Raw genomic sequence first — 12,237 nt, 5'->3', positions numbered from 1 at the left:
CTTCACTCTTCGATGACGTGAGTATTCAGCATTTTGGCGAGCAGGCTGGCCAGACGGTTACGCATGTCGCGACGATCGATAATCAGGTCGATGGCCCCCTTCTCCAGCAGGAATTCGGAGCGCTGGAAGCCTTCCGGCAGTTTCTCGCGTACGGTCTGCTCGATAACGCGCGGGCCGGCAAAACCGATCAGCGCCTTGGGCTCGCCCACGTTGATGTCACCCAGCATCGCCAGACTGGCGGAAACGCCCCCCATGGTGGGGTCGGTCAGCACAGAGATAAAGGGCAGGCCAGCCTTGGAGAGTCGGTCTAGCGCCGCGCTGGTCTTGGCCATCTGCATCAGGGAGAAGAGGGCCTCCTGCATGCGGGCACCACCAGAAGTGGAGAAACAGACCAGACCGCGGCCCTCCTTGATGCACTCCTCGACGGCGCGCACGAAGCGGGCACCGACCACGGAGGACATGGAGCCACCAATAAAGGAGAACTCAAAGGAACAGGCGACAACCGGCACCCCTTTGAGGGTCCCTTTCATGACCACCAGCGCATCTTTTTCTCCTGTCGCTTTCTGGGCGGCAGACAAACGATCCTTGTAGCGCTTGGAATCCTTGAATTTCAGTACATCCTGCGGCTCCAGCTCGGCACCGATCTCGGTACGACCCTGCTCGTCGAGGAAACTCTCGAGACGGGCGCGAGCGCTGATGCGCATATGATGATCACACTTGGGGCACACTTCGAGGTTGCGCTCCAACTCTGCCCGGTAGAGCACCTGTTCACAAGCACTGCACTTGGTCCACACCCCTTCCGGAATGTTGTGACGACGGGGTGCAGTGATCTTGCTCTTGGGAAGAATCTTCTCAAGCCAGCTCATGGAATTCCTTAATGCTTTTGTGCCTGACAAAACGCATCGAGCCTAGATTGTTCAATGACTTAATAGCTCGATGGCAACAAATGACGGGTCATTAAACCACAATTTTTCGGGCGCAGTTACTAAAAACTGGTCGTACCCGGTGCCGAGTCCGGCAGCCACAGCGGGCCGAGCGGCAACTGCGGCAGAGCAAACTCGGCCGGGTAATCCACGTCGACCAGATAGAGGCCACCGGCCTTGGCGGTCGGCCCGGCCAGATTGCGATCCTTGGCCGCCAGCACCTCGGCAATCCACTCCACCGGTTTGAGCCCCTGGCCCACCAGCAGCAGGGAGCCGGTGATATTGCGCACCATGTGGTGCAGGAAGGCGTTGGCCTTGATGTCGAGCACGATGTAGGGCCCCTGACGACTGACGCACAGATGGGTCACATTGCGCCACGGGGTGTTGGATTGGCAGGCAACGGCACGGAAGGTGCTGAAGTCGTGCTCCCCCAGCAGGCTCTGGCCCGCCTGGTGCATCAACTCGGCATCGATGGTCTCGTGGTAGTGACTGACGCCACTGCCGAGGATCGCCGGACGGAAGTTGTGGTTGTAGATGACGTAGCGGTAGCGACGGGCGGTGGCGCTGAAGCGGGCGTGGAACGTTTCGTCCACCTCCTTGACCCAGCGCACGGCGATATCCGGCGGCAGGTTGGAGTTGAGACCCAGGGTCCAGGCCCCTTCGGCACGGTTCGCCTCGGTATCGAAGTGGATCACCTGGCCGGTCGCATGGACGCCGGCATCGGTGCGCCCGGCACACTGGATGGAGACAGGGTGGTTGGCGATCCGGCTGATGGCCTTCTCCAACTCCTCCTGCACGCTGATCACTTCACGCTGACGCTGCCAACCGAAATACCGGCTGCCGTCATATTCAATACCTAGGGCAATTCGCATGGATAAACTTGTCTTGTTGTGAAACGCAGTGAAAGAAACGGGGCGGATTATACGCGCTCAACTCGAAAAGTCCCACAAACCGCCTGATTGGCTTGCATGGGCGGAGAATTCACCCTGTGCAAATTGCCATGAAGAAGGGGGCAGCCAATGGCTGCCCCCTTCTTGCTGATCCCGCGACAGGGACAATTTTACCCCAACCGCTTGAGCAGTTTTTCTGCCTCGGCACGCTGATGCTCAGTGCCCTGCTCTGCCGCTTCTTGCAGCAGCTCGCGGGCGCTATCCTTGTCGTCGATCTCGAGGTAAGCGCGGGCCAGATCCAGCTTGGCCCCCACACCGCCGTCATCGGCATCCACATCAAAGCCGGTGGATTCAGGCAACACCTCGGGGAAGCCATCGAGCCCCACATCCAGCGAGAAGCCCTGATAAGGCTCCTGCTCTGGCGCGGTGGCATCTGCTTCGGCCAGCAGCTTGTCGATCTCGACGTAACCGCTTGCCTGGGCCTGTTCCCTCGGCTGCAATTCTGCCGGATGAGACTCCACTTCGGTAAAGGCATCCTCGAAATCGGAGAGCGCCAGTTCGTTGGGATCCCACTCAAGATCGAGCTCGGTCTCCTTGCCTTTGGTTGGCTCAAGCCCCAACTCGGCCAACATATCATCAGCCGAACCATCCACGCTCAAGTCGATGGCATTATTGCCCTCGCCCGCAGCCGGTTTATCCAGCTCATTTTCAAAATCACCCAGATCAAAACTGGCCAGATCATCAGCAGCCGTACTCTTGCTGCTTGCACTCAACTCCGGTTCCAGATCAGCCGAAAGATCCGCATCCAGTTCGGCAAACAGGGCTGCCTGCAGCTCCTCTTCGCTCATGAGCTCATCAGCATCCCTGGACTTGGGATTGAACTCGCTGGCCAGATCCATGTCGGGTTCATTGGCCAACGCGACAGGCTCATCCAGCGAGAGATCGAGATCCGGCACCAGATCCGGGTCACGACTGGCTGACTGGGCAGCCATTCGCTCCGGCTCGAAACCTTGCAGATCGATCTCGCCATCGTCGCTGAAAACCAGATCAACATCCGGCTTTTTAGCCGATTCATCTGGCTCGACCGGCATAAAGCCATCAGGGGTATTGAGATCCGGCACCGGGCGTACCGGCTCGTTGTCGGTCACATCGACACTCAGCAGATCGTCAAACTCGCTCTGCTCCTGATCCATCATCATGGCGGTGGACTCGGAGAGGCTCTTCTCCTGCTCCTCCAGCTCGCGACGGGCACGGGCCCGCAGCCACAGAGTCACCAGCGCCAATACCAGCAGCACCGGCAGCAGGATGATCATGGCAAGGTTGAGCGGTGAGGAGAGCAGCTCCATCAGCCAGTGCTGCTTGGGTTCAGGCTCTGCCACCACGGGGGGGACAGGTCTGGCCTTCAGCTCGGCGAGCTCTTTTTGCAGCGCGGTCTGATCCTGCAACTGGGCCTTGAGGGTCTCGACCTCTTCGGTGAGAGATTGCAAGCGCAGTTTGAGCCTGTGGTTCATCTCGGTCACCTGACCGAGCTGGGCATTGGCATCTTCCAGCGCCAGCGCCATCTCGGTGGCCGGTTTGCCCACCGGTTTTTCCAGATCGGAAGGCAGAGGCGCCGGTGTGGTGCTTGCTGCGGCGCTCGTCGCCGGGACTGGGGCCACCGCCTCTTTTGGCGCAGGCTCGCTCGCCTTGACAACATCTTTGGTTTCAGCAGACGGTTGCGGTGCTACGACAGGAGCAGGAATGGGTGCCGCTTTTGCCGCAGGCAAGGGAGCTTGCGCGGTTTTCACCGGTTCGGCTTTGGCAGTCTCAACCTTCACGGGCTTGGCCGCCGGTTTGGCGCCATGGGCCTGCTTCTCGGCGAGATACTTGGGGCTTAACCCCTTCCAGCTGGCGTTGTCGCTGCGGAACTTAGCACGAGCCTGGGCATCGGTGATGACGCTCGCCTCGGCCACGGTCGGCAGCAGGATGCGTGACCCCACCAGAATGTGGTTGATATTGCCATCGGCAAAACTGCGGGGGTTTTTCTCGTAGATCGCCACCATGGTCTGGTAGACGCTGACACTACTGGAGGGACGGTATTTGCTCGCCAGACTCCAGAGAGTATCGGTTGGACGAACAGGGCCATAACTACCGGCATTGGCCGTGACCTGACGTACCACCGGCTGGGCGGTTGCACGTACCGGTTGCGCCACGGGTCTGGCGACCGGTTGCGCCAGCGGCTGGGAATTGACGGCTGGAGGTGCGGGCTCGTCAGGGCCTTTTAGCTCGACAAAAAAAGGCTCCCGCGCAGCGTCTTCAGCCTGGACGGAGCCCAGCAGACCCAATGCGAGTAGCGTTGCCAATGTTATGCGGGAATGTCCCATATTCGTTCCTTCGTATGACGGCCCTATCACATTGAAAAATCTGGATAGTTACCCCAAAACAGTCGGTTCAATATAAATCAGGCTCGCGTCGCAAGCCAGTAGTCCGACACATTTAGCACCCGACTTGACTCTGAGTGTAGGAAAAAACTTAATCAGTTGATATCGCAACAGAATCTTGATGTAGCGGAGTGCGGCATGGGTCACACCCCCGATTTATCACAGTCCGGATGGGCAGCACTCCCTGCTGCCCATCTGTGGCAGATATCCAGCCTTACAGATAGTCGCGAACCAGCAGCTCGGCAATCTGTACACTGTTGGTTGCCGCGCCCTTACGAACGTTATCGGCCACGATCCACATATTGATACCACTCGGGTGAGAAATATCCTGGCGCACCCGACCCACCAGCACCTCATCCTTGCCGGTTGCGTCACGCACCGGGGTCGGATAGTCCCCTTCGTCATCAAACAGGGTCACACCCGGCGCACTGCGCAGCAGGTCCTTGACCTGTTCGGCATCGAGCGGCTGGTGCAGCTCGACGTGTACCGCCTCGGCGTGGCCGTAGAAGACCGGCACCCGCACGCAGGTGGGGTTCACGGCAATGCTGGCATCGCCGAGGATCTTCTGGGTTTCCCATACCATCTTCATCTCTTCACGGGTGTAGCCGTTGTCGGTGAAGCTGTCGATCTGCGGGATCAGGTTAAAGGCGATCTGTTGTGGATAGAGGGTCGGTTCCACCGGACGACCGTTGAGCAGATGAGCGGTCTGACCCGCCAGCTCGCTGACCCCCTCTTTGCCGGAGCCTGACACGGATTGATAGGTGGCCACGTTGATGCGGGCAATGCCCACTTCGTCGTGCAGCGGCTTCAGGGCCACCAGCATCTGGATGGTGGAGCAGTTGGGATTGGCGATGATGTTGCGATTGCGAAAATCGGCCAGCGCATCCGGGTTCACTTCCGGGATCACCAGCGGGATATCTTCGTCGTAACGGAAGCAGGAGGTGTTGTCGATGACGATACAACCGTGCTCGGCAGCAATCGGCGCCCACTTGGCAGATACCTCGGCACCGGCGGAGAAGAGTGCGATCTGCACCTGGCTCCAGTCAAACTCCTCCACATCGAGGATCTCGAGGTTCTTGCCGCCAAAGCGCACTGTATCACCGGCGCTGCGGCTGGAAGCCAGCGGATAGAGGGTCGCTACCGGAAATTCGCGCTCTTCCAGGATCTCGATCATCGCCTGACCCACGGCGCCGCTGGCACCCAATACCGCTACGTTAAACTGCTGGCTCATTCTGTTCTCCTCTGATAATGCTGCAATGGCGCCGGGTGGCACCATGGTCGGCAGGCTCCCGCACGGCGAGATGACGCTGCCTGATATGGCTGAGCTGGCGCAGTAGCATCTGCGCCAGCTCAGTAAAAAATGGGTTCGAGGTAGCCAGTACGGCTCACCCCTTCCGGTTATCTTCCAACTCCTAGTCCCCGATTCAGGGGCGTGACAGCGCAAATCCCAGCTCGCCCAGCGCCTGGTCGGCAAACGCCCCCTCAACCTGCAGGGAGGATAGTTCACGGCGCTCTGGATAGTGTTTGCGCTGCTCGTCAAAGCTGCCGGGCAAGCCGAGTCGGGCCCGGAAACGGGCATCATCGCGGCGCACATCATAGACCAGATGCACCAGCTGCTTGATCAGCGCCTGATCCGGTGCGCGGCCCGGCACCACCGCCTGCACATCGGGGGCAGGCAACAGCTGACTCAAATCCTGACGAGGCTGGCGTCCCAACTGCTGGCAGAGCGCCTGATAGAGCATCCAGGTACCGCGGGCCTTCCCCTCCAGGCTGTAACCGGCGATATGGGGGGTGGCAATCTCGGTATGGGGCACCAGCGCAGCCAGTGGCTCGGGCTCGTTCTCCCACACATCCATCACCAGTCGCAAAGGCGCATCGCCCAACTGACGCGCCAGCAGGGCCCGGTTATCCCACACCTCGCCACGGGATGCGTTGATCAGGATCTGCCCGGCAGGGCGCGCGGCAATCTGTTCGGCATCGAGCAGATGGTGGGTCGCATCCGGCCCTTCACGGGTGATGGGCACGTGGAAACTGACGATATCGGCGCCAAGGGCGGTCTGGTAATCGACAAAGCCCGCATCGGGAGTATTACGCGCCCTGGGCGGATCGCAGCGCAGTACCCGCATGCCGAGCGCTTGGGCCTTGCCAGCCACGCACTCGCCGGTATTGCCCACGCCAATCACCGCCAGCGTCATGGCCGAGAGGTCGAGTTCGTAGCGCTCCGCCAGCACCAGCAGGGCTGAGAGCACATAATCCCCCACCGAATACTTGTTGCAACCGGGGGCGCTGAAGAAGGGAATATTGCGGCTTGCCAGCAGCGCCTTGTCCACATGGTCGGTGCCTATGGTGGCGGTGCCGACAAACCCGAGTTTGGGGCTGGTCGCCAGCAAATCGCCGTTGACGCGGGTGACCGAACGCACCAGCAGCACATCGGCATCCAGCAGATCGCGGGCCTGCATCTGCCGTCCGGGCAAGGCGACCACCTCGCCAAATTCGGCAAACAGCTCCACGGCATGGGGCATATTCTCATCAACGACTATCTTCATCGGGCTCTCTTTGGTCACAACCGCCACGGGGGAGCCATTCTAGCGCAAAGCCGCCCGAGATTTCAGCCTGTGATGCAATCAGGCGCGAAAGGGGACCACATTGTTCGGTGGCCACTCTCTCCTGCCGTTCAAACCGAGGATGTCGCCACAAATGTGTAAGCAGAGGTAACAAACGTGCTGCTCGGCTTTGTCCGGGCATGTCACGGTGGCACAATGCCCCTCTTTTTCGCGATCGCCCATATTCACCATGCCGCCACATTTCTCGTCGCTCTCTGTCTCCTCACTCACCCGCAGTCAGGTGCTTGGATTCACTGCCCTGCTGATCCTGCCCCTGCTGCTGCTCGCCACGCTGCCCTGGCAGCCTTTTCTGATCGACTCCCTGCATTCAGGCTGGTTATGGTGGTCATACGCCCTCACCCGCATGGTCGATATTCCCGGGATCGGGCTCAGTGGCGCCCTCTTGCTGTTGCTGACCCGCTACAAACTCAAACTGAAGCTGACCCCCTTCATTGCGCTGGGATGCGCGCTGGCAGCCCTGCTCGCCAGCGACTGGGTGCTCAAGAGCCTGATCAAGCACCTGACCGAAGAGCCCAGACCCTATCTGATCTGGCTGGAGAGTCAGGCGCTGATCCCGGCTATCAAGAGCTTCTACGCCAGCAGGGTCGATGTGCGTAGCGAACAGGTTCATACCGCCAGCCAGTTGCTGGCCCTGCCTGAGTGGCTCGGCCACCACTGGCAGGCCGAGGTGAACTACGCCTTCCCCTCCGGCCACAGCATCGCCGCCATCAGCCTGGCCCAATTTTTCGGCCTTATCTGGCTGGCCCGCGCTCCCACGGGCGTCTGGCTGCTGCCTCTGTGGGCACTGGGAATTGGTCTATCGCGCATGGTGATGGGGATGCACTGGCCGGTGGATGTGCTGGCCAGCGCCCTGCTGGGGTCGTTCACGGCGTTGATAGCCGCCCGCTGGTGGCTGCACCGATACTGAAACCAGGCACTGCATTGTAAGCGGCTTACTGCAACGGGATGGGGGGACAAGCCTGTGCTTTTTTGCCATAATGCCGCCTCATTTTATCCCGACCGAGATCCCATGACCGACGCAGTTCATACCCTCAAGGGCCGTTTCCGTGGTTTTTACCCCGTCGTCATCGATGTTGAAACAGCCGGGTTCAACGCCAAGACCGATGCCCTGCTCGAGATAGCGGCTTACACCCTGAAAATGGATGAGCAGGGTTGGCTCGTTCCCGATCACATATTCCACTTTCATGTCGAGCCCTTCGAAGGGGCCAACCTGGAAAAGGCCGCGCTGGAGTTCACCGGCATCGATCCCTACAACCCGTTGCGTGGCGCTGTCTCGGAAAAAGAGGCGCTGACCGAGATCTTCAAGGGAATCCGCAAGGGGATGAAGGAGCAGGATTGCGGCCGCGCCATCATAGTGGCCCACAACGCCACCTTTGATCACGGCTTCGTGATGGCTGCCGCCGAGCGCGCTGGCCTCAAGCGCAATCCGTTCCACCCGTTTGCCACCTTCGACACCGCTGCTCTCTCCGGATTGGCGCTGGGGCAGACCGTGCTGGCCAAAGCGTGCCAGAGCGCCCGCATCCCGTTTGACAATAAAGAGGCGCACTCTGCCCTCTATGACACCGAACGCACCACAGAGCTGTTCTGTCATATCGTTAACCGCTGGAAGAGCATGGGGGGTTGGCCGCCTGCGCATCCGGATGATGACACAACCGATGCCCCTACCGATGATGAGGGACAAGAATAAACGGATGAAGGCTGCCACTGGCAGCCTTCGCTTTTTGGGGAAGTGATTGATTGCACAGCGCACCGGAAATCGCTATCAAGGTCACTATCCACCGCTGAGCGCGGGATGCACGGAGACAAACAGGTCACAAACCCTCAGGTTGAGCAACCTTGTGCCACATGCTGCTGCAATATGAGGGGTTTGACTGATTTTTTTCTCGACATTTGTCACATTTTTCGCAAACTAACTCCCCTTCACATGACAGACAGCAATAACAAACTATAAGGAAATCAAATGAATCCAGTTGTTATCGCAGTCGGGCTGATGCTGGTGCTCAGTCTGCTGCGGATCAATGTGGTGGTCTCGCTGGCGCTGGGTGCCATTGCGGGCGGTCTGGTGGGCGGGTTGTCGTTGACAGATACCCTCACCACCTTCAGCGGTGGCCTGGGCGGTGGCGCCGAGATTGCCCTCTCCTACGCCATGCTGGGCGCCTTTGCAGTTGCCATCTCCCGCTCCGGGATCACCGACCTGCTGGCCCGCAAGGTGATCAGCCAGTTGGGCAAGGATGCCAGCTCGACCCGCATCATGTGGGTCAAAACCCTGCTGCTCTCTTCCGTGCTGGCCGTGGCTATCTCGTCCCAGAACCTGATCCCGGTTCACATCGCTTTTATTCCCATCCTGATCCCGCCGCTGCTGCATGTGATGGCGCAGATGCAGATCGACCGTCGTCAGGTGGCCTGTGTCATCACCTTTGGCCTGACAGCTACCTATATGGTGCTGCCGGTCGGCTTTGGTGGCATCTTCCTGAATAACATTCTGGCCAAGAACCTGATCGATAACGGCGTGCCCATCACCACCAGCCAGATCCCGCTGGCGATGGCCATTCCGGTTGCCGGTATGGTACTGGGCCTGCTGATTGCGGTATTCATCAGCTATCGCAAACCGCGCCAGTACGATCTGGCCAAGATCCTGGATGCCGAGCCCGAAGCGGTCGAGCTCAACCTCACCCACATCTGGGTGGCCCTGCTGGCCATTGGCGTAGCGCTGGGGCTGCAACTGATGACCAACAGCATCGTACTGGGTGCGCTAGCCGGTTTTGTCATCTTCACCTGCGGCGGCGTCATCAAGTTTCGCGAAAGCCAGGATGCCTTCACCCAGGGGGTGCGGATGATGTCGCTGATCGGCTTCATCATGATCTCCGCCGCCGGTTTTGCCGCCGTGATGAAGGCGACCCACGGGGTCGACTCTCTGGTTCAGGTGGTCGCCTCCGGCATCGGTCAGCACAAGGGGATCGCCGCCTTCCTGATGCTGCTGGTTGGCCTGCTCATCACCATGGGGATCGGCTCCTCCTTCTCCACCGTGCCCATCATCGCCACCATCTATGTGCCGCTCTGTCTGCAGCTCGGCTTCTCACCGATGGCGATCATCGCCCTGGTCGGTACCGCAGGCGCGCTGGGGGATGCGGGTTCACCTGCATCTGATTCAACTCTGGGCCCCACCTCCGGCCTCAACGCCGATGGCCAGCATGACCATATCTGGGACAGCGTGGTGCCCACCTTTATTCACTACAACATCCCGCTGGTGATCTTCGGCTGGATTGCCGCCATGGTGCTCTGATAGCCACTCTGGCATCGAACCATGCTCTGCAAAATACGAAACAAGAAGGCGACCTTATGGTCGCCTTCTTTATAAGCACGTTCACCTAATCACCAGGACATGGTCCCGAGAGGAGAAGCTCTTTATTGGGCGACATGGATTCCCGGATCTGGATGATTGCGCACTGCTTGTTTCGCTCCTTGCTCTTATGGGATCAGTCTCTAGCCACAGATGCCATAACAGCACTCAGCCCCCCCAGCGTTGTGCGCCACACCCGTTGCCACATACCACGCCGATTAATTGCTCAGCGATTGGATATCATTTTGAAAAACTGATACTTAACTAGCTACACTAGCGATTATCACCATACAGGGACGTGTAAAAAATGAGCTTGATTGGCTTGGTGCTGGCGTTGATCGCCATCCTTGGCGGCAACATGATCGAGGGGGGGCACCCCAGTGCACTGCTCGATCTGCCCGCATTCCTCATTGTGATCGGTGGCACCATAGGTGCTGCGCTGACCCAGTTCCCTTTCTCCGTCGTCGGCAGCACCATGAAGCGTTTCAAATGGCTGCTCTCCCCCCTCAAGCTCGATATGCATGAACAGGCCCAGTTGCTGGAGACCCTGGCAGGCAACGCCCGCCGCAGCGGCATGCTGGCGCTGGAAGGGATGATCGACGAGATCAAGGATCCTTTCCTGAAGAAAGGGGTGCAGATGATGGTTGATGGTTACGAAAAGACCAAGATACACGAGGTGCTGGAGAACGAGATCGAGTTCGAGCAGGAAGATCTCGAACAGACGGTCAAATTCTACGAAGCCATGGGCGGCTACTGCCCGACCATGGGGATCGTCGGCGCGGTGTTTGGCCTGATCCACGCCATGGGTCTGCTGGATGCCCCCGACAAGCTGGGCGGCGCCATCGCCGTGGCCTTTATCGCCACTATCTACGGGGTATCCGCCGCCAACCTGATCTTCTTGCCGTTCGGCAACCGTTACAAAGGGTTTGCCCACCAGATCCGCCACTACAAGGAGATGACCCTGACCGGCATTCTCTGCATCGTGGATGGCGAGTCCCAGGCACGCCTGCAAGTTACCCTCGAACCTTATCTGGGAGGTCACGGTGGCGAAAAAGAAAAAGGCTGAAGCACCGGAGAACCACGAACGCTGGCTGGTCTCCTATGCCGACTTCATGACCCTGCTGTTCGCCCTGTTTGTGGTGCTCTACTCCTTTGCCATGGCCAAACAGTCCGAAACCCGGGTGCTTATCCAGGGCTTTATCGAGTCTCTGGGTAAAATCGGCCTCATCTCCCCGCCTGCCGGCTCACCCTTGATGCAGGGGGGCACAGGGATTCTCGAGCCGGAATCAAAAACCACGCCGAGCAGCCCGAAAGAGGAGACTGTGCTGGAGAAAGATGCCCCCATGGCGGCATCGGACCCCTTCAACGAGACCATAGGTGCCTCGGAAAAACCGAGCGCCACCGAAACCTGGCCCCACAAGACCCAGGAGCAGGAGTGGGTGCAGGTGACCAAGCAGAAGCTGGAGCAGCAGCTAAAGGCCCAGATCGAATCGAAGGATCTCGAGGTCGAGCAGCTTGGCAGCCAGCTGGTGATCCGCATCGGCGAGAAGGCGCTATTCCCCTCTGATTCGGCGTTCCTGCAGCCCCAGTTCATCCCGCTGGTCAACAAGATCGCCGACATTTTGGCCAATATCCCGGGGCAGGTAGTGGTCACCGGTCATACCGACAACTCCCAGGCGCCGGTGGAGCTCTATCGCAACAACTGGGAGCTCTCGGTGCTGCGGGCCTCTTCCATCGTGCAAACAATGCTGACCAACCCCCAGCTGGATGCCAGACGAGTCATCGCTCAGGGGGTTGCCGACACTCAACCCCGCTTTGCTAATGACACCCCCGAACATCGCCAGGCGAATCGCCGGGTCGATATCACCCTCTCTCAAGGCAAGGCAGCAGAAGAGTCACTGCAACTGCTCAAGCCCTGATCCCCCCGCTCCCGCTTCGCGCGGGAGCCTCTTTTTAAAAACAAATAACTCAATAATATCAACACCATAAGATCTTAATGATAATGATTGCCATTTGTTGTCAAGTGATCAGGCCTCTGCA

General features: G+C 59.2%; 10 protein-coding genes. 5 read left to right on the top strand and 5 right to left on the bottom strand.

Annotated features, from left to right (window positions below; genetic code table 11):
* Nucleotides 1–2: 2 nt before the first annotated feature.
* From accD to G5533_RS01250, 5 genes are all read right to left on the bottom strand, one after another.
* Complete coding sequence (gene accD / locus G5533_RS01270) at nt 3–866, bottom strand: acetyl-CoA carboxylase, carboxyltransferase subunit beta (RefSeq protein WP_005344944.1); 864 nt, start codon at nt 864–866, stop codon at nt 3–5.
* A 119-nt stretch (nt 867–985) separates the two neighbouring features.
* Nucleotides 986–1,795: a tRNA pseudouridine(38-40) synthase TruA gene (truA, locus tag G5533_RS01265; RefSeq protein WP_421204755.1), complete on the bottom strand. Its 810-nt coding sequence runs from the start codon at nt 1,793–1,795 to the stop codon at nt 986–988.
* Between the two features lie 188 nt (nt 1,796–1,983).
* Complete coding sequence (locus G5533_RS01260) at nt 1,984–4,176, bottom strand: FimV/HubP family polar landmark protein (RefSeq protein ID WP_421254809.1); 2,193 nt, start codon at nt 4,174–4,176, stop codon at nt 1,984–1,986.
* Nucleotides 4,177–4,447: 271 nt separating this feature from the next.
* Nucleotides 4,448–5,464: an aspartate-semialdehyde dehydrogenase gene (locus G5533_RS01255; RefSeq protein ID WP_040066449.1), complete on the bottom strand. Its 1,017-nt coding sequence runs from the start codon at nt 5,462–5,464 to the stop codon at nt 4,448–4,450.
* A 193-nt stretch (nt 5,465–5,657) separates the two neighbouring features.
* Nucleotides 5,658–6,779, bottom strand: a complete 1,122-nt coding sequence (locus G5533_RS01250) for a 4-phosphoerythronate dehydrogenase (protein WP_441254293.1) — start codon at nt 6,777–6,779, stop codon at nt 5,658–5,660.
* Nucleotides 6,780–7,026: 247 nt separating this feature from the next.
* On the opposite strand from G5533_RS01250, the gene G5533_RS01245 reads away from it, so the two are divergent.
* From G5533_RS01245 to G5533_RS01225, 5 genes are all read left to right on the top strand, one after another.
* The gene (locus G5533_RS01245; protein WP_441254291.1) at nt 7,027–7,764 is read left to right on the top strand and encodes a phosphatase PAP2 family protein; all 738 of its coding nucleotides are present in this window, start codon (nt 7,027–7,029) and stop codon (nt 7,762–7,764) included.
* Between the two features lie 102 nt (nt 7,765–7,866).
* Nucleotides 7,867–8,544, top strand: coding sequence for a ribonuclease T (gene rnt, locus G5533_RS01240; protein ID WP_216953912.1), 678 nt, complete (start codon nt 7,867–7,869; stop codon nt 8,542–8,544).
* A gap of 273 nt (nt 8,545–8,817) precedes the next feature.
* A complete protein-coding gene (locus tag G5533_RS01235; protein WP_005344933.1) occupies nt 8,818–10,140 on the top strand; it encodes a Na+/H+ antiporter family protein in 1,323 nt (440 codons plus the stop codon).
* 364 nt (nt 10,141–10,504) lie between these two features.
* On the top strand, nt 10,505–11,263 hold the full coding sequence (locus tag G5533_RS01230) for a flagellar motor protein (protein ID WP_040067282.1): 759 nt from the start codon (nt 10,505–10,507) through the stop codon (nt 11,261–11,263).
* Nucleotides 11,241–12,116 carry a flagellar motor protein MotB gene (locus G5533_RS01225; RefSeq protein ID WP_155397380.1) on the top strand — a complete coding sequence of 292 codons (876 nt, stop codon included), beginning with the start codon at nt 11,241–11,243 and terminating at the stop codon, nt 12,114–12,116. Before G5533_RS01230 ends, G5533_RS01225 begins: the two co-directional genes overlap by 23 nt.
* The last annotated feature ends 121 nt before the right edge of the window (nt 12,117–12,237 follow it).

The sequence above is a fragment of the Aeromonas sp. A600620 genome (assembly GCF_029479985.1).
GTDB classification, from domain to species: Bacteria; Pseudomonadota; Gammaproteobacteria; order Enterobacterales; family Aeromonadaceae; genus Aeromonas; species Aeromonas veronii_A.
Note: the sequence above shows the minus strand (reverse complement) of the source record. Positions and strands in the feature narration are given on the sequence as shown.

Excerpts from the sequence above, each read along its gene's own strand:
- accD (WP_005344944.1), bottom strand. The coding sequence starts at position 866 with ATGAGCTGGCTTGAGAAGATTCTTCCCAAGAGCAAGATCACTGCACCC.
- truA (WP_421204755.1), bottom strand. The coding sequence starts at position 1,795 with ATGCGAATTGCCCTAGGTATTGAATATGACGGCAGCCGGTATTTCGGT.
- G5533_RS01260 (WP_421254809.1), bottom strand. The coding sequence starts at position 4,176 with ATGGGACATTCCCGCATAACATTGGCAACGCTACTCGCATTGGGTCTG.
- G5533_RS01255 (WP_040066449.1), bottom strand. The coding sequence starts at position 5,464 with ATGAGCCAGCAGTTTAACGTAGCGGTATTGGGTGCCAGCGGCGCCGTG.
- G5533_RS01250 (WP_441254293.1), bottom strand. The coding sequence starts at position 6,779 with ATGAAGATAGTCGTTGATGAGAATATGCCCCATGCCGTGGAGCTGTTT.
- G5533_RS01245 (WP_441254291.1), top strand. The coding sequence starts at position 7,027 with ATGCCGCCACATTTCTCGTCGCTCTCTGTCTCCTCACTCACCCGCAGT.
- rnt (WP_216953912.1), top strand. The coding sequence starts at position 7,867 with ATGACCGACGCAGTTCATACCCTCAAGGGCCGTTTCCGTGGTTTTTAC.
- G5533_RS01235 (WP_005344933.1), top strand. The coding sequence starts at position 8,818 with ATGAATCCAGTTGTTATCGCAGTCGGGCTGATGCTGGTGCTCAGTCTG.
- G5533_RS01230 (WP_040067282.1), top strand. The coding sequence starts at position 10,505 with ATGAGCTTGATTGGCTTGGTGCTGGCGTTGATCGCCATCCTTGGCGGC.